Raw genomic sequence first — 20,559 nt, forward strand, 5'->3', positions numbered from 1 at the left:
GCTGGCCGTCGTCGGCGTCGGCCTGCGCTTCGGCCGCGGGCCGGCGGTGGCGGCGGCCTTCTTCGGCGTCGCGCTGTTCGACTTCTTCTTCGTGCCGCCGCGTTTCTCGTTCGCCGTCAGCGACGTGCAGTACCTCGTGACCTTCGGCGTCATGCTGGCTGTGGCGCTGGCCATCGGCCAGCTCACCGCCGGGCTCAAGGTGCAGGCCGCCGCGGCGATGCAGCGCGAGCGCCGCGTGCGCCGGCTCTACGAGATGACGCGCGACCTGTCGGCGGCGCTGCTGCCGGCGCAGGTGGCCGAGATCGGCGCGCGTTTCGTCGCCGCCGAGTTCGGCGCCCGCTGCGCGCTCTACGCCACCGACGAGCACGACGAGCTGCAGCGCCTGCCCGGCGGCGAGGCCGAGGCCGACGAAGGCGTCGTCTCCTGGGCCTTCCGCCACGGCCGCGCCGCCGGCGCAGGCACCGACACGCTGCCCGCCAGCCGCTGCCTGGTGCTGCCGCTGAAGGCGCCGATGCGCCAACGCGGCGTGCTGGCCATCGAAGCCGGCGACACCGCCGCGCTGGGCCCCGAGACGATGCGGCTGATGGAGACCTGCGCCTCGCTGCTGGCGATCTCGCTGGAGCGGCTGCATTACGTCGACGTCGCCCAGCAGAGCGCGCTGCAGATCGAGAGCGAGCGCCTGCGCAACTCGCTGCTGTCGGCGATCTCCCACGACCTGCGCACGCCGCTGGCGGCGCTGGTCGGCCTGGCCGACACGCTGGCGATCGCGCCGCCGGGGCCGGCGCCGCGCGGCCTGGTCGACGCGATCCGCGAATCGGCGCGGCGCATGGCGGCGCTGGTCGGCAACCTGCTGGACATGGCGCGGCTGCAGGCCGGCGCGGTGCGCCTGCGCCGCGCCTGGCAGCCGCTGGAGGAAGTGGTCGGCAGCGCGCTGGCCGCCTGCCAGCCGGTGCTGCAGGGCCGGCCGGTGACGGTGGCGCTGGCCGACGGGCTGCCGCTGCTGTCGCTGGACGCGGTGCTGTTCGAGCGTGTGCTGGTCAACCTGCTGGAGAACGCCGCGCGCTACACGCCGCCGGGCAGCACGCTGGTGATCCGCGCCGAGGCGCTGGACCAGACCGTGCGCCTGGTCGTCGACGACCAGGGCCCGGGCCTGCCGCCGGGGCGCGAGGAAGCGCTGTTCGAGAAGTTCGAGCGTGGCGAACGCGAGAGCGCGACGCCCGGCGTCGGCCTGGGGCTGGCGATCTCGCGCGCCATCGTGCAGGCCCACGGCGGCACGATCCGCGGTGCCAACCGCCTGGAAGCCGGCCGCGTCGCCGGCGCACGCTTCACGATCGAGCTGCCGCGCGGCACGCCGCCCGAAGACGACGGCAGCGCCGCCGCCGTGGCCGACGAGGACCTCCGATGAACGAACCGAGAACCCGTGTCCTGATCGTCGAGGACGAAGCCGACATCCGCCGCTTCGTGCGCCTGGCGCTCGAAAGCGAAGGCCACGAGGTGCACGAAGCCGACGGCCTTCGCCGCGGGCTGATCGAGGCCGGCACGCGCCGCCCCGACCTGCTGGTCGTCGACCTGGGCCTGCCCGACGGCGACGGCGTCGACCTGATCCGCGACCTGCGCGGCTGGTCGGCGGCGCCGGTCATCGTGCTGTCGGCACGCGCCGCCGAGGACGACAAGATCGCCGCGCTGGACGCCGGCGCCGACGACTACCTCGTCAAACCCTTCGGCGCCGGCGAGCTGCTGGCGCGCGTGCGCGCCCAGCTGCGCCGCCGCGCGCTGCTGTCGCCCGACGACGGCCCGGTGCTGCGTTTCGGCGACATCACGCTGGACCTGGCGCGGCGCAGCGTGCGCCGCGGCGACGAGGAGCTGCACCTGACGCCGATCGAATACAAGCTGCTCGGCTGCCTGGCGACGCAGCCCGACCGCGTCGTCACCCACCGCCAGCTGCTGAAAGCCGTCTGGGGCCCCGGCCACGCCGAGGACACGCACTACGTGCGCGTGCACATGGCCAATCTGCGCAAGAAGATCGAGGCCCAGCCCTCGATGCCGGTGCACCTGCTGACCGAGGCCGGCATCGGCTACCGCTTCCGCGCCGGCGGCTGAGGCGCGAACGGCGCCCAGGACCGCCGCGGCGCCGCGTTCCCCCCTGATCCATCCCTCCTGCGAAGGACGTGCTACGCTGGACCGAGACCGCACAAGGCGGAGGGCCCATGAACGCGGCGACCTCGACGGACACCGGACACGCCGGCACGGCACGGCGTCGTGAGCGCCTCGCGCTGGCGGCGTTGCTGGGCATCGTGGCGCTCGCGCTGTTCGTCGAGCGGCGTTCGGCCCACGAGACCACGCTGGTCCAGGAATCGGCCCGTCTGCAGGGCCAGGCGATCGCCGCCCGCGACGTGCTGGCGCAGCAGCTGCGCGCGGTGCATGCGGCGCTGGTCGAGCTGTCCACCACCACCGCCGGCACCGGGCGGCTGCACGAGTACGCGCGGGTCGTGCCCGGCGTCACCGAGCTTCTGACACTGGACGCCGCCGGCCGGGTGCGCGCCAGCAGCGGCGACACCGCCCCGGGCACGCAGGTCGCCGGGCTGCCGCCGCAGCCGCGCGCCGGCCTGCTGCATCTGCTGCCGCCGGCGGCCGACGCCCAGGGCGCCTGGCGCATGCTGATGCTGCTGCCGGTGCACGACGGCTGGCTGGCCGCCAGCTTCGACGCCGGTTACGCGCGTGTCGTCCAGCAGTCGGTGCGCTACGCGCCCGACATGCGCACCGTGCTCGCGCACGGCGGCGGCCGCATCGTGATGGCCGAGCCGCCGATGCGCGACATCGCCGCCGTCGACCTGGCGCGCGCCGGCGGCGCGTTCGGGCGCCACCGCGACAGCGGCCTGGACACCAGCGTGCAGCAGGGGCCGAGCACGATCACCGGCGAGCAGCGCATGTTCCTGATGGCCAGCCTGCGGGCGCCGCTGGCGCCGGTGGAGCCGCCGCTGCTGCTCACCGTCAGCCGCTCGCGCGAGCAGATCCTCGCCGGCTGGCGCCGCCAGACGCTGCTGGACACGGCGCTGTTCGCGCTGGCGGCGCTGCTGTCCACGGGCGCCATGGCGCTGATGCACCGTCGCCAGCGCCGGGCGCTGGAGCGAGAGCGCCAGGAGGCCGAGCGCCTGGGGCTCGTCGTCTCGGGGGCCGACCTGGTGCTCTGGGACGTCGACCTGGTGTCGAACCGGGTCAGCGTCAACGCACGCTGGCACGAGCTGCTCGGCCTGCCCGCGACGGCCGGCGAGCGCGACACCGCCGAATGGGCGGCGCGCGTGCACCCCGAGGATCTGCCGGGCGTCGTCGCACAGCGCGACCGGCACCTCGAAGGACATCTGCCGCGTTTCGAGGCGCTGTACCGGCTGCGTCACGAGGACGGGCGCTGGATCTGGGTGCTGGCGCGCGGCGCGGTCACCGCCCGCGGCGCACGCGGCGAGCCGCAGCGCATGACCGGCACGCTGCTCGACGTGACCGAACGCACCGAAGCCCAGCGTGCGCTCGAGCGCAGCGAACAGCAGCTGGCGGTGACGCTGCAATCGCTGGGCGACGCCGTCGTCGCCACCGACCGCGACAGCCGCGTCACGCGCATGAACCTCGCCGCCGAGCGGCTCAGCGGCTGGCCCGCCGCCGAGGCCGCCGGGCGGCCGCTGGACGAGGTGCTGCCGCTGTTCGACCAGGGCCGGGGCCACCGCATCGCCGGCCCGGTGGCCACGGTGCTGGCCCGCGGCGAGGTGGTCGAGCTGGCCAACGACACGATGCTGCTGACACGCGACGGCCGCCGCCTCTACATCGAGGACAGCGCGGCGCCGATCCGCGGGCGCGACGGCACGATCGACGGCGTCGTGATGGTCTTCCGCGACGTCAGCGAACGCTACGAGGCGCGGCGTGCGCTGCGCGAGCGCGAGCGCCTGCTCGCCGGCATCACCGACGCCCTGCCCGGCCCGGTGGCGCGGCTGGACATCGAGGGCCGCTACCTGTTCGCCAACGCCGCCTACCGCGACTGGTACGGCGTCGACCCGGCGCGGCTGGTCGGCCGCCCCATGCGCGAGGTGCTCGGCGAGGCGGCGCATGCGCACGTCGCGCCGCAGCTGGCGCGCGTGCGCCGCGGCGAGACGGTGCGCTTCGAGATGCCGCTGACGACGGCCGACGGCGTGGCGCGCGCGCTCTTCGTCACGCTGGTGCCCGACCGCAACGCCGACGGCAGCATGCAGGGCCACTTCGTTCTCGTCGTCGACATCAGCGACATCAAGCGCGCCGAGGACGCCCGCCGGGCCAGCGAGCGCCGCGCGCGGGCGCTGCTGGAGAACCTGCTGATCGGCGTCGTCGTGCACGAGCCCGACCTGTCGGTGCGCGAGGCCAACGCCACGGCGCTGAAGTGGTTCGGCGCCGCCGACCTGGCCGGGCTGCGCCGGCGCATCGCCGACGGCCAGCCGCAGCTCGTCGACGACGACGGGACGCCGCTGCCTCCGGCGCGGCTGCCGGTGGCGCAGGCGCTGCGCGAGGGCCGCCGCGTCGCCGACCTGCTGGTCGGCCTGAAGCAAGACGGGCAGCCGATCCGCTGGGCGCTGTGCGACGCGGTGCCGCTGGGCGACGAGCGCGGCGGCATCGAGGCGGTGGTCGTCACCTTCGCCGACATCACCTCGCGCCGCGAGGCCGAGCGGCTGGAGCAGCGGCTGCGCGACGCGCAGAAGCTCGAGGCGATCGGCACGCTCGCCGGCGGCATCGCGCACGACTTCAACAACATGCTGGCCGGCATCCTGGGCCGGCTGGCGCGGGCCCGCGAGGACCTGCAGGCCGGACGTCCCGCCGAGGGCCACCTCGACGAGGCCGTGGGCGCCGGCCTGCGCGCCGTGGCGCTGGTGCGGCAGATCCTCGCCTTCAGCCGCGGCGAGACCGGCCAGCGCGAGCTGCAGCCGCTGGAGCCGGTGCTGCGCGACACCGCGGCGATGCTGCGCGCGATGGTGCCCGCCGGCGTGCGGCTGGAGACGCGGCTGCCGCCGCAGCCGGTGGGCGCGGTCGTCGACGCGACCCAGCTGCAGCAGGTGCTGATGAACCTGGCGACCAACGCCTGGCACGCGCTGCCGCCCGACGGCGGCGGCCGCATCGAGATCGGCCTGGAGCCGCTGTCGGCGGCCGCCGCGGCGGCGCTGCAGGAGCCGGCGCTGGCCGCCGGCGCGGCGGCGCACCTCTGGGTGCGCGACAACGGCTGCGGCATCCCCGAGGAGATCCGCGGCCGGCTGTTCGACCCCTTCTTCACGACCAAGCCGGTGGGCAAGGGCACCGGGCTGGGGCTGTCGGTGGTGCACGGCATCGTCGCGGCGCACGGCGGCGCGATCCGCGTCGACAGCACGCCCGGCGCCGGCAGCGTGTTCCACGTCTATCTGCCGTCGTGCCCGCTGACGCAGGCGCCGCCGGCAGCGGCCGCCGCACCGGCCCCGCCGCCGCCCGGGCCGGCCCACGGTGCACGCGTGCTGCTGGTCGACGACGACGCCATCGTCGCGTCGGTCGCCGAGCAGCTGCTGCTGCGCGCCGGCTGCGTGGTGCGGGTCTGCCACTGCGGCAGCGAGGCCATCGCCGCGCTCGACGAGCGCGGCGAGGTCTTCGACATCGTCGTCACCGACCACAACATGCCCGACGCCTCGGGTTTCGAGGTCGCGCGCCGCGCCGCCGCGGCACGGCCGCGGCTGCCGGTGGTGCTGGGCTCGGGGCTGGTCGACGACACGCTGCGCGAACAGGCGGCCGCAGCCGGCGTGCGCGCCGTGCTGCCGAAGGAGGCCTACTTCGAGCGCCTGGTGCCGCTGGTCGGCGAGGTGCTGGCCGCAGGCCCCGGCGCGGCGCTTCAGCCGCCTGTGCCGGCCCCGGCCCCGACCTCGACGAGCCCGTAGCGCGTGCTCATCCCCTTGCCGGCCTGCCGCCGGCGCGGGGACGGCGGCGACGCGCTACCGTAGCGCCCTCGCCCAACCGCCCGCGTCCGATGTCCGCCCACCCGCCCCGCGCCTGGATCCGCCTGCCCTCCGGGGCGGCGCTCGACCTGATCAACCCGGCACCCGACGCCTGGACCGACGAGGACCTGGCGCTGCGCCTGGCGCGCACCTACCGCTGGGGCGGCGAGTCGCGCTGGGCCTGGCCGCTGTCGGTGGCGCAGCACTCGCTGCTGGTGCTGGCACTGCGCCGCGCCGAGGCGCCGCAGCCGCTGAGCCTGGCCGAGCAGCGTGCCGAACTGCTGCACGACGCCGAGGAAGCTTTCCTCGGCTTCGACTGCATCTCGCCGCTCAAGCGTGTGCTCGGCGAGCCCTTCCGTGCCGTCGGCGAGCGGCTGATGGCGGCCATCACGCAGCGCTACCGCCTGCCCGACTGGACACCCGAGAGCCACCGCCTGCACAAACACGCCGACCGCGTCGCCGCGGCCTCGGAGGCGGTGCACTGCACCGGCTGGAGCGAACACGAGGTGCGCGCGCTGCTCGGCATCACCGAGCCCGTGCTCGCCGCCGACCCGCTGCAATCGCGTTACGGCGGCAGCGCCTGGGAACCCTGGCCCGCCGACCGTGCCGCCGAACGTTTCCTGGCCGAATTGAGGTCAATCAATTACGACTGAGCAGCGCCACGCCCGGCGCCGAGGAGCGAAGTCGGATTAGCGCCGTTCAGCCCCGACAGGTGACCGTTCGGCCGCGGTTCGCCTCCATTCGCGTGAAGTCGCGAAATCCGCAATCGTGCTCTCCAGAATTCGTGGCCTCACAACGCTGGAGATGGACGAATGATCACCACGACCCGACGCTCGCTGTCGAAGACGCTGGCGCTGGCTGCCACCGCGGCCGCCCTCGGCGCGCCGACGCTGGCCGCTGCCGCCGACACGCCCGACATCCTGGGCACCTGGCGCCTCGTCAGCTACGTCGTCGAAGTGCAGCAGACCGGCGAGATCATGCCGGTGATGGGGCCGAAGCCGAGCGGCGGCGTGGTGTTCACGCCCAACGGCCGCGTCTTCTTCATGCTCACCGCCGACGGCCGCAAACCGGGCAAGACCGACGCCGAGAAGGCCGCGCTGCTGGACACCATCGTCTCCTACACCGGCCGCGCCGAGATCAAGGGCGACCAGTGGACGACGCACGTCGAGGCGGCCTGGAATCCGCAATGGGTGGGCACGGCACAGACGCGCAACTTCAAGATCGACGGCGACAGGCTGCAGGTCACGACGCCCTGGCGCGTGATGCCCAATTGGGCCGACAAGGGCATGACGCGTTCGCTGATCACGTTCGAACGCCAGAAGTAATTGTTTTGGACGACGCCGGCCATTGAAGCGCCGGCGTCGCGGGTGACGTCATGTTCGACCGACTCACGTTCAAGGCCAAGATGGTCTGCCTGGTCACGACCGCCGTGGCCGGATTGCTTTTCCTCCTCGCGCAGGCCGTCTGGCAGGTGCGCCAGGAGATCGACCAGGGACAACGCGCGCAGCTCGTCGCCGTCGTCGACAGCGCACGCGCCATCGTCGCCGGGTTTCAGGCCGAGGCCGCGGCCGGGCTCCTCAGCAAAGAACAGGCCCAGGCCGCGGCCAAGGCCGCCCTGCGCGCGGCACGCTTCGGTCCCGAAGGCAAGGACTACTTCTACGTCTGGACGATGGACGGGGTCGGCGTGATGCACCCGATCAAGCCGGAATGGGAAGGCCGCGACATGAGCGGCAAGATCCTCGACGGCCACGGCAACGACCTGATCGGCTCGCTGGCCAAGGCGCTGCGCGCCAGCCCCGACGGCCGCATCTTCCTCGAGTCGGCGTTCGCGCGGCCGGGCAGCCAGGACGTCGTGCCCAAGCTGCAGCACGCGGTCGTCATCCCCGATTGGAACTGGTTCGTCGGCACCGGGCTGTACCAGGACGTGGCCGCGGCGCAGCAGCGCCAGGCGCTGCTGCGATCGCTGGCGATCGGGCTGCCGCTGATGGCGCTGATCGCCTTCATCTGCTGGAGCATGTCGCGCGCCGTGCTGCGCCAGATCGGCGGCGACCCCGGCGAGGCGCGTGCGGCGATGGCCCGCGTGGCCGCCGGCGACCTGGGCGTCGAGTTCGGCCGCGTGCCGGCCGACAGCCTGCTCGGCGAGCTCGAGCACACGGTGCAGGCGCTGCGCACGATGGTCGGCCAGGTGCGCCAGGCCACCGAGAGCATCGCCACCGCGTCGGCGCAGATCGCCGCCGGCGGCCAGGACCTGTCGCGCCGCACCGAGCAGACCGCGGCGCAGCTGCAGCACACGGCCTCGGCCGTCGAGCAGCTCAGCGGCACCGTCGACCACACCGCCGGCGCCAGCCGCAACGCCGCCGAACTGGCGGCCCAGGCCTCGGGCAGCGCCGACCGCGGCGGCCGCGTCGTGCACGACGTCGTGCAGACGATGGCCGCGATCACGGCCAGCGCCGGGCGCATCGGCGACATCACCAGCGTCATCGACGGCATCGCCTTCCAGACCAACATCCTGGCGCTGAACGCCGCGGTGGAAGCGGCGCGTGCCGGTGAACAGGGCCGCGGCTTCGCCGTCGTCGCCGGCGAGGTGCGCAGCCTGGCGCAGCGCTCGGCGCAGGCGGCGCAGGAGATCAAGGCGCTGATCGGCGAGTCGATCGAACGTGTGCAGACCGGCGCCGAACACGTGCAGCGCGCCGGCGGCGCGATGAACGACATCGTCGAGCAGGTGCAGAAGGCCGCGGCGATCATCCACCAGATCTCCGGCGCCGCCGCCGAGCAGTCGGCCGGACTGGGCCAGATCAACCGCTCGGTCGCCGACCTGGACGAGGCCACGCAGCGCAACGCCGCGCTGGTCGAGGAGTCGGCCGCGGCCGCCGGCAGCCTGCAGGAGCAGGCGCGGCGGCTGGAGCAGACGATGCGCGTGTTCAGGCTCGCCGGTCACGGCGCCTGAGGCCGCGGGCAGCGCGCCGCGACGTCGGCGACGAAGCGGCCGAAGGCGTCGAGCAGCGGCGCGGCGTCGAACGCCGGCCCCTCCAGCATCGCCAGCGCCTGCACCGTGGCCTCCAGCGTCGACACCTGGTCGCCGCGGCGCGCGGCGCGGATCGCGCGGTAGCGGGTGGGCTGCGGGTCGGCCAGCGACAGCCGCGGCAGCGCCGCCAGCGCCGGGTGCTCGAGCAGCAGGCGCAGGCTCTTGCGCCAGGTCGCGTCGATGACCACCAGCCGCAGCGGCGCCGTCGCAGGCGCGGCCGAAGCCGGCGGCGCGGGGGCGGCCGGCACGTCGGGATAGAGCAGCCGCGTGTCGCGGCCCGGCCGCTGCAGCAGCGCCTGCAGGGCCTCGGGCGCGAAACGTTCGCCGACCACCACCTCGCAGCGCGCCAGCGACAGCCGCAGCAGCGCGACGCTGTTCTTGGCCTGGCGCTGCTCCTGCGGGTGCTGCAGCACCAGCACCTCGGTGCGATGGGCGGTGGGCCGCACCAGCGCGCACAGACAGGTCGCCTGCGGGCGCAGGCAGCGCGCGCAACGCCGGCGGGCAACGGGGGACGGGACGTTCATGCGCCGATGCTCGCACGGGCGCCGGGCGCCCGGCCGCGATCAGCCGTGCCCTTCGGCGGTGGCCCGGCCGTCCAGCCAGCGCAGCAGCAGCTGGTACAGCGCCAGCGGGTCCACCGGCTTGCTCAGGAAGTCGTCCATGCCGGCGGCCTGGCAGCGCACCTTGTCCTCGGCAAAGGCGTTGGCGGTCATCGCGATGACCGGCAGCGTGCCGGCCGGGTGGCGGCGGCGGATCGCGCGGCAGGCGTCCAGGCCGTCCAGGCCGGGCATCTGCATGTCCATCAGCACCAGCCGGTAGTCGCGCGCCAGCGCCATGTCGACGGCGGCGACGCCGTCCTCGGCGACCTCGACGACCAGGCCGGCCTCCTCGAGGATGGCCTGGGCGACCTCGGCGTTGACCGGGTTGTCCTCGGCAAGCAGCACGCGGGCGCCGGCGTGGCGCTGGCGCAGCGCCTGCTCGGCCTCGGCCGCCGGGCCCTGCGGCGGCTCCTCGGCGGCCGACGGGTCGCGCCGCAGCCGGGCGCTGAACCAGAAGGTGCTGCCCTCGCCGGCGACGCTGCTGGCACCGGCCTCGCCGCCCATCAGCTCGGCCAGCCGGCGCGTGATCGCCAGGCCCAGGCCGGTGCCGCCGGCGCGCCGCGTGGTGGAGCGGTCGGCCTGCTCGAAGGCCTCGAACAGCCGCGGCAGAACGTCCGGCGCGATGCCGATGCCGCTGTCCTGCACCTCGAAACGCACCAGCGCACTGCCCTCGTCCTGCTCGACCAGCCGCGCGCGCAGCGTCACCGCCCCCTGCTCGGTGAACTTGACGGCGTTGTTGGCGTAGTTCAGCAGCGCCTGCTGCAGCCGCGTGGGGTCGCCGATCAGATCGCGCGGCATGTGCTCGATCTCGCTGGACAGGCGCAGCTGCTTGGCGCCGGCGCGTTCGTCGACCATCGACAGCACGTTGGCGACGACGGTCTCGACACGCAGCGGCACGGCTTCGAGCGCCATCTTGCCGGCCTCGATCTTGGACAGGTCGAGCACCGCGTTGAGCACCTCCAGCAGGTGCCGGGCGGCGGACTCGAGCTTGCCCAGCCGGTCGGACTGGCGCACGCTCAGGGTCTCGCGGCGGATCAGGTGCGCCATGCCGATCATCGCGTTGAGCGGCGTGCGGATCTCGTGGCTCATGTTGGCCAGGAAGGCGCTCTTGGCCAGGTTGGCGGCCTCGGCACGCTGGCTGGCCTCGGCGAGCTGGCGGGTGCGCCGCTCGACCGTCTGCTCGAGCTGCAGGCGGTGCTCGGCCAGCGCCTGCTGGGCCTGCAGCCGCTCGGTCGCGTCGAGTGCCACGCCGTCCCAGAAGATCGAGCCGTCGGCGCGGCGCAGCGGGCGCGAACGCACGTCCAGCCAGCGCTGCCGGCCGTCGGGCAGCTCGAAACGCAGCGTGGCGTGGTAGTCGCTGCCCTCGGCGGCGCTGCGCTGCTCGTCCTCGATGTAGTGCGAGCGCGCCTCGGGCGCGAGCATCGCGAACAGCGGCTCGGCATCGGCCATCACGTCGGCCGGCCGCAGCCCCAGCGTGCCCTCGATGCCGCCGCTGACGTGGTCGAAGCGCCGGCGGCCGCCGACGACCTCGTAGCGGTAGACGAAACCAGCGGGCAGGTTGTCGCCCATCGCGCGCAGCTGCTGCTCGCCGGCCTGAAGCCGGGCGGCGCTGGCCCCGAGCTCCCACTCGATGCGCTGCGAGTTCATGCTGACGAGGGTCAGCGTGACGAGTTGCACCGACAGGATCTGCGCCAGCGCGTAGACGCCGCCGAAGCCCTTGATCGCCTCGAACGCGGTGCTGACGTCACCCGCCTCCAGCGCGGCGCGCACCAGCGTGATCAGCGCGAACAGCGTCAGCCACAGCGCCAGCAGCAGGTCGTTGGAGCCGAAGTGCGGCGGCCGCCGGTGCAGCGTCACGGCGACCGTGGCCAGGCTCAGCGCCGCCGAGAACAGGCAGTAGCAGACGATGCGCGCCGTCAGCTGGCCGGGGTCCAGGCTCAGCCAGCCGAACAGCGGCAGGAAGAGCAGCGCCAGCGCGGCCTCCAGCCAGGCGCCGACGTGCACGCCGCGAAACAGCAGCATGCCGCGCAGGATCAGCACGTGCCCGGCCACCAGCAGCCCGTTGCGCAGCACGCGCGTGGCCCAGCCCGGCGGCAGCACGTCGGGGATCAGCAGCGCCGCGCCCAGCGCCAGGCAGGCGATGCCAGCGGCCCAGAAGCCGAAGCCCGGGTAGGTCTTGCGCGTGCGCAGCACCACGCCCATCACCACGGCGGCCGCCGAGGACAGCAGCGCGTTCGTGGTCAGCAGCGTGGCGGCATCCATCATCGGGGGGAAGCTGGCGCGAGAGCCCGGAAGACATCGTAGCCAAGCCGGCCCGCCCCGTGGCGATCGTTCAGGGTGCGCCTGGCCGCGCTGCCGGAAGCGGCCACTAGGCCGGGGCCGGCGCCGCGGCTTGCGCCAGCACCCGCTGCACGAAGACCTTGACGTCGCTTTCCTTCAGCAGCACCTCGCGGGCGCCGTCGGCCAGCAGGCGTTCGCGCGTGCCGGGCTCGACCTCGGCGGACATGCAGATCACCGGCGGCAGGCGCACGCCCGGGCGCACGGCCTCGCGCACGAAACGCAGCAGCGCGCCGGCGTCGCCGTCGCCGACAAAGCGGTCGCACAGCACCAGGTCCAGCGGCGGCGTCGTCTCGCCGGCGCCGGCCACCGAGGCGACGAGCGCGGCGCGCGCGGCCTCCAGCGTCTCGACCAGCACCACGGCAACGCCCTGGTTCTCGAAGGCCTGGCGCAGCAGCAGGCCGTAGACCTGCGAGTCCTCGACGACCAGCACCCGCTCGACCTGGCCCGGCTGCGCCGGCGCCGGCGCGTCGGCGGCCTCGATGTCGAAGGCCAGCGTGAAGGCGGCGCCTTCGCCGGCCCGGCTCTGCGCCTCGATGCTGCCGCCGAAGGCGCGCACCAGGTCGCGGCTGAGCGCCAGGCCCAGGCCGCTGCCGGGGCGGTCGCCGCCGTCGGTGTGGAAACGCTCGAAGACGTGTTCGCGCGAAGCGGCGGACAGGCCGCTGCCGGTGTCGGCGACGACGACGACCAGCCGCCGCCAGCGTTCGCCGCGCGGGCTGGGCTCCAGACCGGCGGCGACGTGCACCTGGCCGGCCTCGGTGTGCTTGACGGCGTTGACCAGCAGGTTGCGCAGCACCTGCTGCAGGCGCAGCGCGTCCAGCCGCCACCAGCCGTCCAGCGGCGTGCGGCGCTCGAACACCAGCGCCAGGCCCTTGGCCTGGGCCATCGGCCGCGCCTCGTCGGCGGCTTCGCGCAGGCAGCGCTCCAGCGACTCGGGGCGCAGCTCCAGCGCGAGCTGCCCTTCGTGCAGGCGATGGCGGTCCAGCAGCGCGTTCAGCAGGCCCAGCGTGGCCCGCGACGAGCGCCCCAGCACGTCCAGCAGCGGCTGCTCGCCGGGGCCGGGCGAGGAGCCGCGCAGCAGCGCCACCGCGCCGCTGACCGACTGCAGCGAGTTGCGCACCTCGTGCGCCAGGAAGGCCAGGTACTGCTCGCTCTCCTGGCGGGCGCGGCGCGTGCGCTCGATCTCCAGACGCAGCGTGCGGCTGTGCCACCACCAGGCCAGCAGCAGCACCGCCAGCACCGCAGCGGCGGCATAGGCCGACAGGCGCACACGCGCCCAGTCGACACGGTCCTGCTGCTCGGCCGCGGCCCACTCGCGCTCGATGCGCGGCATGTCCTCGGCGAGCACGGCGTTGAGCGCGTCGCGCAGCCGCGGGGCCAGCGTCGCGCGCGCCAGCGACACACCCAGGTTGTGCTCGTCGTACAGCCCGGCCACGGTGCCGGTGATGTGCAGCGTGCTGCCGGCGCGCGGCCCCAGGCGCGCGTAGGCGCCCTGCAGGCCGTAGAGCGCGGCCTCGGCGCGGCCCTGCTCGACCAGCGTCAGGCACTCGTCGAAGCCGGCGCACTCGACGATGTCGACGTTCGGGTAGGCGGCGCGCACATAGGGCGTGCCGAAGTAGCCGCGGATCATCGCCAGCCGCTGGCCCGCCAGCTGCTGCAGGTCCCAGACCGAGAACTGGCGCCGGCTGATCAGCACCAGCGGGTTGGCGCGGTAGGGGCCGACGAAGCTCATGCGCGCGCGGCGCTCGGCGACGTCGGTCAGGCCCAGCATCACGTCCAGGCGGCCATCGGCCAGCGCCTGCAGGCCGCTGGCCAGGTCCATCGGCACAAACGAGGCGATCGACAGGCCGGCACGGCGCGCGACCTCGTTCATCATGCGGATGCCCAGGCCGTCGGCGACGCCGGGGCGCACCTCGGCACTGAACGGCAGATCGCCCGGCAGGTAGCCCACACGCAGCGGCGCGACCTCGAGCGCCGGTGCGGGCGCCGGCAGGACCACCGGCGCGGGCGGCAGCCAGCGGTCGCGCAGCGCCTTCGTGAACGCCGGGTCCAGCGCGGCGATCGTGGCGTCGAGCTGGCGCACCAGCGCCGCGTCGCGCAGATCGGCGGCCAGGCGCAGGTGGCCCTCGGGGAAACCGTAGCTGCGCAGCACGGCCAGGCCCGAGCCGGGGCGCTCGGCCACCAGCGTGCGCAGCGTCGGCAGGGCCTCGAAGACGAAGTCGGCGTCGCCGCGCTGCACCGCGTCCAGCGCCTCCTGCAAGGTGCCGTAGGCCGGCCGCGCGGCGGCCGGGAAACGCTCGGCGGCGATGCTCTCGGCAACGTAGCCGCGCGTGACCGCCAGGCGCCGCCCGGACAGATCGGGTGTCGCCGGCACCGAGGTGATGGCCGCCGGGCCGACGAAGGCCTGCTGCACCGAGGCGTAGGGGCGCGTGAAACGCAGCGTCAGCGCCCGGTCAGGGGTCTGCGCGATCGCCGTGGCCAGCCGGATGCGGCCGTCGGCCAGCGCCTGCAGCAGCGCCGGGTACTCGACGAAACGTTCGTAGCGGAAACGCAGCCCGGTCTGGCGCGACAGCTCGGTGAGCAGTTCGACGTCCATGCCGCTCGGCGCGGGCTGGTCGGCGCGCCATTCGTGGAACGGCGGGAAACGTTCGAGCAGGCCCACCACGACGACGTCGCCGGCCTGCACGGCGTCGCCGGCGGCGGCGCGTGCCGGCCCATGGGCCAAGCACGTCATCGTCAATGCGGCCAGGGCCCCGCCGGCCCACGATCTCCACCCGAGCATTGCGCCTCCCCTGGGCGCACTGTAGACCGATCCCATGGTCCGGGGATGACAAGGCCGCCGCGCGAGGCGCGGCGGATCGCACACCCGCCGCCGTCGCGTGGCCGCGTCAACGCTGCGGCGGCTCGCAGCGCTGCAGCAACTCGGCCAGCGGCACCTCCAGCGCCTGCGCCAACTTGGCCGCGGTCTGCAGCGAAGGCATCGCGCTGGCCCGTTCGATCTCGCCCATGTAGGTGCGGTTGAGCTCGGCGCGTGCGGCCAGCAGCTCCTGCGACCAGCCGCGCGCCTGGCGCAGCCGGCGCACGGTGCGGCCGAAACGTTCGGCCACGCCCTCGTGCGGCAGGTGCCGCGCGTCAAATACCGGCGCCATCGATGCCGTCATCGTGTCCTGCCTCCCGTGTGAGCGCCTGCGTGATCCGGCTGCCCGCCGGCACGTCGCGCGTGATCCAGACATTGCCGCCGATGACCGAGCCACGGCCGACCGTGATGCGGCCGAGGATGGTCGCGCCGGCGTAGACGACGACCTCGTCCTCGACGATCGGGTGGCGCGCGCCGCCACGCTGCAGGCTGCCGTCGGCTTCGGTGGCGAAACGTTTGGCGCCCAGCGTGACCGCCTGGTAGAGCCGCACCTGGCGGCCGATCTGGGCCGTCTCGCCGATGACGACGCCGGTGCCGTGGTCGATGAAAAAGCCTTCGCCGATCGTCGCGCCGGGGTGGATGTCGATGCCGGTCTCGGCGTGCGCGCGTTCGGCCACCAGCCGCGCCAGCAGCGTCAGCCCGTGGCCGTAGAGCTCGTGCGCGATGCGGTGGTGGATCATCGCCTGCACGCCGGGGTAGCACAGCAGCACCTCGTCGACGCTGCGCGCCGCCGGGTCGCCGCGGAAGGCGGCGAGCACGTCGGTGTCCAGCAGGGCGCGCAGCCGCGGCAGCGCGGCACCGAAGGCGCGCACGAAGGCCAGCGCACGCGCGTCGACGTCCTCGGCGCCGCGGCCCAGGCGGGCCTGGTAGCGCAACTCCAGCCGCGCCTGCTGCAGCAGCGAGCCCAGCACGCGGTCCAGCGTCTGGCCGACGTAGTAGTCCTCGCTCTCCTGGCGCAGGTCCTGCGGGCCCAGGCGCAGCGGGAACAGCGCGCCGCGCAGGCCGTCGACGATCGCGGCCAGCGCCTCGCGCGACGGCAGTTCGCGGTGGCCGTGTTCCTCGGGCCGCTGCTGCGCGCTGCGCCAGCGCGTGCGCGCCGCACGCAGCCCGGCGACGATGCCGGCCAGGTCCAGCGAGGCGTCCTCGACCGCCAGCGCACGCGGCGGCGGGGCGTGCGTCGCCACCGCGGCCGGCCGTTCGGCGACCGCGTCGTCGTGGGGGGCGGCCATGCTCAGGCCGCCTTGGCTTCGGCCGGCGGCAGGCCGCTGGCGTCGAACACGCCTTCGAACAGCACCGAGCTGAGGTAGCGCTCGCCCGAGTCGGGCAGCACGACGACGATGGTCTTGCCGGCGTGTTCGGGGCGCTGCGCCAGGCGCACCGCGACCGCCGCCGCGGCACCGCCGGAGATGCCCGACAGGATGCCTTCCTCACGCGTCAGGCGGCGCGCGAAGTGGATCGCCTCCTCGTTCGTCACCTGCTCGACGGCGTCGACGAGCGACAGGTCCAGCACCTCGGGCACGAAGCCGGCGCCGATGCCCTGGATCTTGTGCGGGCCGGGCTTCACTTCCTCGCCGGCGCGCACCTGGCTCAGCACCGGGCTGGCGGCGGGCTCGACGGCCACCGAGGTGATGGCCTTGCCCTTGGTCTTCTTGATGAAGCGCGAGACGCCGGTGATCGTGCCGCCGGTGCCGACACCCGAGACGACGACGTCGACCGCGCCCTCGGTGTCCTCCCAGATCTCGGGGCCGGTCGTCGCTTCGTGGATCGCCGGGTTGGCCGGGTTGCGGAACTGCTGCAGCAGCACGTACTTCGGGTCGCTGGCGGCGATCTCCTCGGCCTTGGCGACGGCGCCCTTCATGCCCTTGGCGCCTTCGGTCAGCACGAGCTTGGCGCCGTAGGCCAGCAGCAGCTTGCGGCGCTCCAGGCTCATGGTCTCGGGCATCGTCAGCGTCAGCGGGATGCCGCGCGCGGCGGCGACGAAGGCCAGCGCGATGCCGGTGTTGCCGCTGGTCGGCTCGACCAGTTCCTTGCCCGGGCCGAGCAGGCCGCGCTTCTCGGCGTCCCAGATCAGCGCCGCGCCGATGCGGCACTTGACCGAATACGCCGGGTTGCGGCCCTCGATCTTGGCCAGCACCGTGGCGCCGGCGCCGTCGGTGATGCGGTTCAGGCGCACGAGCGGCGTGCGGCCGATGGACAGCGAGTTGTCGTCGTAGATGCGGGTCATCGCAAGGGTTCCTCTGACGGTCGTTCGGATCGGGTGGGTGGCGGCGCGATCAGTCCTGCGTCCACGGCAGCGCGCGCCGGCGCCAGCCATTGACGTGCCCACGCTGCTGCGCGGCGTCGAGATCTCCTTCGAAGCCTTCACCGACGTTGAACACGTTCGTGAAGCCCGCGGCCGCGGCGGCTTCGGCGGCCGCAGCCGAGCGTTTGCCGCTGCGGCACAGCAGCAGCGCCACCGTGTCCTTGCCGCCGAGGCGGGCCTCGAGTTCACGCACGAAACGCGGGTTGCGCGTCAGCGCGGTGCCGGTGGCCCAGGCGACGTGCAGGCTGCCCGGCACCTGGCCGACGAACTTGCGTTCCTCGGCGGTGCGCACGTCCACCAGCAACGCGAGGCCAGCCTGCACCAGCGCCCAGGCGTCCTGCGGCGGCACGACGCCGGCATAGGACAGGCCTTCGGCGCGCGCGGCCTGGCGCGCACGCTGCAGCGTGGGGTGGATCTCGGCGGACACGGGCAGTTCGGCAACGGCGTTCATCGTTTCTCCTCGGCCGCCGGCCGTGGCCCCGCCCGGGGCGATGACGGCGATAGACGGCGGACGCCAGCGTAGGCAGGCCGCCGCCCGCGCCCAACGAATGGAAACGCCGCTCGATATGCGCGGAACGCGCAAGCCGGCCCATCTGCGCGGCACGGCTTTGCTCATGCGGTCAAGGTCTTTGGCGGCACGCGGCTTGGCGGCCAGACTGCCCCTTTTTTGGCCGCCCCCGGCACGTCCGATGTCCCGTTCCCCCGACCTCCCCCGCGCCGCCCGCGAGACCGCGTCGCGCCCCGCGGTGCTCGACCTGATCGGCAACACGCCGCTGGTGCGCGTGACGCGCCTGGACACCGGCTGCTGCACGCTGTTCCTGAAGCTGGAGTCGCAGAACCCCGGCGGTTCGATCAAGGACCGCATCGGCGTCGCGATGATCGAGGCCGCCGAACGCGACGGCAGGCTGCAGCCCGGCGGCACCGTCGTCGAGGCCACCGCCGGCAACACCGGCCTGGGGCTGGCGCTGGTGGCCCGCGCCAAGGGCTACAAGGTCGTGCTCGTCGTGCCCGACAAGATGGCCACCGAGAAGGTGCTGCACCTGAAGGCGCTGGGCGCGACGGTGCACGTCACGCGTTCGGACGTAGTCAAGGGCCACCCCGAGTACTACCAGGACCTGGCCGCACGCATCGCCGCCGGCATCCCGGGTTCGTTCTTCGCCGACCAGTTCAACAACCCGGCCAACCCGCTGGCGCACGAAACCGCCACCGGCCCCGAGATCTGGGCCCAGACCGGCCACGACCTGGACGCCATCGTCGTCGGTGTCGGCTCCTCGGGCACGCTGACCGGGCTGTCGCGCTACTTCCGCAAGGTGCAGCCCGCGCTCGAGTTCGTGCTCGCCGACCCGGTGGGCTCGATCCTCGCCGACTACGTGAAGACCGGCCACGTCGGCCAGGCCGGCTCCTGGGCCGTCGAAGGCATCGGCGAAGACTTCGTGCCGGCGATTGCGGACTTCGGCTCGGTGAAGAGCGCGTATTCGATCCCCGACGCCGAGAGCTTCGGCGCCGCACGCGAACTGCTGGCGCGCGAAGGCATCCCCGGCGGTTCGTCGACCGGCACGCTGCTCGCCGCGGCGCTGCGCTGGTGCCGCGAGCAGACGACGCCCAAACGTGTGCTGACGCTGGTCTGCGACACCGGCACGCGTTATCTGTCCAAGGTCTACAACGACCAGTGGCTGATCGACCAGGGCCTGCTCGCGCGGCCGCGTTTAGGCGACCTGCGCGACCTGATCTCGCGCCGCTTTGAGGACGGCGGCGTCGTCGCCATCGCGCCCGAGGACACGCTGCTCGTGGCCTTCCAGCGCATGCGCCTGGCCGAGGTCTCGCAGCTGCCGGTGCTGGCCGACGGCCGGCTCGTCGGCGTGCTCGACGAGTCGGACCTGCTCGTCGCCGCGCAGGCCGGGCCGCAGGCGCTGCAGCGCCCGGTGCGCAATGCGATGACCGCCGCGCCGCAGACGCTGCCAGCCAGCGCCTCGATCGCCGAGCTGCGCGCCGTGCTCGACCGCGGGCTGGTGGCCATCGTCGCCGACGAAGCCGGCTTCCACGGCCTGGTCACGCGTTTCGACCTGCTCAACCACCTCCGCCGGCAACTGCTGGCGTCCACCGCCGCCGCATGAGCCACACCACCGCCCCCGACACCGACCGCCCGCTCGCCTTCGCCACGCGCACGATCCACGGCGGCCAGCACCCCGACCCGTCGACCGGCGCGATCATGCAGCCGATCTACGCCACCTCGACCTACGTGCAGAGCAGCCCCGGCGTGCACCAGGGCCTGGACTACGGCCGCTCGCACAACCCGACCCGCTGGGCCTGGGAACGCGCCGTCGCCGACCTCGAAGGCGGCGCCCAGTCCTTCGCCTTCGCCAGCGGGCTGGCGGCCATCGCCACCGTGCTGGAGCTGCTGCCGGCGGGCTCGCACGTCGTCAGCGGCGACGACCTCTACGGCGGCAGCTTCCGCCTCTTCGACAAGGTGCGGCGCCAGAGCGCGGGGCTGGAGTTCAGCTACGTCGACCTCACCGACCCCGAGGCGCTGCGCCGCGCGATCCGCCCGAACACGCGCCTGGTCTGGGCCGAGACGCCGACCAACCCGCTGCTCAAACTCGCCGACCTGCGCGCCGTGGCCGCCGTCGCCCACGAACACGGCCTGCTCGCCGCCGCCGACAACACCTTCGCCAGCCCGTTCAACCAGCGACCGCTGGAGCTGGGCTTCGACCTCGTCGTGCACTCGGCGACCAAGTACCTGAACGGCCACAGCGACGTCATCGGCGGCGTCGCCGTCGTCGGCCGCGACGAGCGCCTGGCGCCGGTGCGCGAGCGCCTGGGTTTCCTGCAGAACGCCGTCGGCGCGATCGCCGGGCCCTTCGACAGCTTCCTGGCGCTGCGCGGCGTGAAGACGCTGGCGCTGCGGGTCGAGCGCCACAACGCCAACGCGCTGGAACTGGCGCGCTGGCTCGAAGCGCAGCCGCAGGTGGCGCGTGTGCACTACCCCGGGCTGGAATCGCACCCGCAGCACGCGCTGGCGCGGCGCCAGATGTCGGGCTTCGGCGGCATGATCTCGCTGGACCTGGCGACCGACCTCGCCGGCGCGCGGCGTTTCCTCGAGGCGGTGCGCCTCTTCGCCTTGGCCGAGAGCCTGGGCGGCGTCGAGAGCCTGATCGAGCACCCGGCGATCATGACCCACGCGACGATCCCGCCCGAGACACGCGCCGCGCTCGGCATAGTCGACAGCCTGGTACGGCTGTCGGTCGGCATCGAGGACGTCGAGGACCTGCGCGCCGACCTGGCGCAGGCGCTGGCGGCGATCTGAGCGCGGCAGGCGACGGGGCGAAAAAGAACCCCGCTGCCGCGGCGGGCAGCGGGGTCAAGTCACCGGGGTTGCCCCACGGAGCCCACGACTGAGACGACGAGAGAGCCGA

15 protein-coding genes are annotated in these 20,559 nt (G+C 73.9%); 8 read left to right on the forward strand and 7 right to left on the reverse strand.

The genetic code is table 11. The features are described 5' to 3' along the window. From RBXJA2T_RS14720 to RBXJA2T_RS14745, 6 genes are all read left to right on the forward strand, one after another. Positions 1-1,405: ATP-binding protein (locus tag RBXJA2T_RS14720; RefSeq protein ID WP_039956766.1), on the forward strand; the 1,405-nt coding region annotated here is incomplete at its 5' end. Further along, positions 1,402-2,100, forward strand: coding sequence for a two-component system response regulator KdpE (gene kdpE, locus RBXJA2T_RS14725; protein ID WP_009858198.1), 699 nt, complete (start codon positions 1,402-1,404; stop codon positions 2,098-2,100). The genes RBXJA2T_RS14720 and kdpE, both read left to right, overlap by 4 nt. 107 nt (positions 2,101-2,207) lie before the next feature. Beyond that, a complete protein-coding gene (locus tag RBXJA2T_RS14730; RefSeq protein ID WP_009858199.1) occupies positions 2,208-5,909 on the forward strand; it encodes a PAS domain-containing protein in 3,702 nt (1,233 codons plus the stop codon). A gap of 89 nt (positions 5,910-5,998) precedes the next feature. Continuing rightward, a complete protein-coding gene (locus RBXJA2T_RS14735) occupies positions 5,999-6,619 on the forward strand; it encodes a phosphohydrolase (protein ID WP_009858200.1) in 621 nt (206 codons plus the stop codon). Between the two features lie 159 nt (positions 6,620-6,778). Beyond that, positions 6,779-7,291: a lipocalin-like domain-containing protein gene (locus tag RBXJA2T_RS14740; RefSeq protein WP_009858201.1), complete on the forward strand. Its 513-nt coding sequence runs from the start codon at positions 6,779-6,781 to the stop codon at positions 7,289-7,291. Between the two features lie 50 nt (positions 7,292-7,341). Then, positions 7,342-8,913, forward strand: coding sequence for a methyl-accepting chemotaxis protein (locus RBXJA2T_RS14745; protein WP_009858202.1), 1,572 nt, complete (start codon positions 7,342-7,344; stop codon positions 8,911-8,913). Here the strand turns inward: RBXJA2T_RS14745 and RBXJA2T_RS14750 are convergent. From RBXJA2T_RS14750 to RBXJA2T_RS14780, 7 genes are all read right to left on the reverse strand, one after another. After that, positions 8,901-9,515: a tRNA-uridine aminocarboxypropyltransferase gene (locus tag RBXJA2T_RS14750; protein WP_009858203.1), complete on the reverse strand. Its 615-nt coding sequence runs from the start codon at positions 9,513-9,515 to the stop codon at positions 8,901-8,903. The two genes, RBXJA2T_RS14745 and RBXJA2T_RS14750, sit on opposite strands and share 13 nt — an antisense overlap. A gap of 39 nt (positions 9,516-9,554) precedes the next feature. Next, positions 9,555-11,855, reverse strand: a complete 2,301-nt coding sequence (locus RBXJA2T_RS14755; protein WP_009858204.1) for a PAS domain-containing hybrid sensor histidine kinase/response regulator family protein — start codon at positions 11,853-11,855, stop codon at positions 9,555-9,557. Between the two features lie 103 nt (positions 11,856-11,958). After that, complete coding sequence (locus RBXJA2T_RS14760) at positions 11,959-14,652, reverse strand: transporter substrate-binding domain-containing protein (protein WP_009858205.1); 2,694 nt, start codon at positions 14,650-14,652, stop codon at positions 11,959-11,961. 163 nt (positions 14,653-14,815) lie between these two features. Next, positions 14,816-15,076 (reverse strand): helix-turn-helix domain-containing protein, encoded by a 261-nt coding sequence (locus RBXJA2T_RS14765; RefSeq protein ID WP_009858206.1) that lies wholly within the window; start codon positions 15,074-15,076, stop codon positions 14,816-14,818. After that, entirely contained in the window at positions 15,060-16,073 is a 1,014-nt protein-coding gene (gene epsC, locus RBXJA2T_RS14770; protein WP_009858207.1) for a serine O-acetyltransferase EpsC, read from the reverse strand. The genes RBXJA2T_RS14765 and epsC overlap by 17 nt, the downstream gene beginning before the upstream one ends. Positions 16,074-16,075: 2 nt before the next feature. Then, positions 16,076-17,068, reverse strand: a complete 993-nt coding sequence (gene cysK, locus RBXJA2T_RS14775) for a cysteine synthase A (RefSeq protein WP_009858208.1) — start codon at positions 17,066-17,068, stop codon at positions 16,076-16,078. Between the two features lie 49 nt (positions 17,069-17,117). Next, positions 17,118-17,597, reverse strand: a complete 480-nt coding sequence (locus RBXJA2T_RS14780) for a rhodanese-like domain-containing protein (protein WP_009858209.1) — start codon at positions 17,595-17,597, stop codon at positions 17,118-17,120. A gap of 238 nt (positions 17,598-17,835) precedes the next feature. Here RBXJA2T_RS14780 and RBXJA2T_RS14785 point away from each other — a divergent pair, with 238 nt between their 5' ends. Then, positions 17,836-19,260: a pyridoxal-phosphate dependent enzyme gene (locus tag RBXJA2T_RS14785; protein WP_050801779.1), complete on the forward strand. Its 1,425-nt coding sequence runs from the start codon at positions 17,836-17,838 to the stop codon at positions 19,258-19,260. After that, positions 19,257-20,450: a trans-sulfuration enzyme family protein gene (locus RBXJA2T_RS14790; protein ID WP_009858211.1), complete on the forward strand. Its 1,194-nt coding sequence runs from the start codon at positions 19,257-19,259 to the stop codon at positions 20,448-20,450. Before RBXJA2T_RS14785 ends, RBXJA2T_RS14790 begins: the two co-directional genes overlap by 4 nt. Positions 20,451-20,559: the final 109 nt, after the last annotated feature.

Origin of the sequence: Rubrivivax benzoatilyticus JA2 = ATCC BAA-35 (genome assembly GCF_000190375.1) — a bacterium.
Classification (GTDB): domain Bacteria; phylum Pseudomonadota; class Gammaproteobacteria; order Burkholderiales; family Burkholderiaceae_C; genus Rubrivivax; species Rubrivivax benzoatilyticus.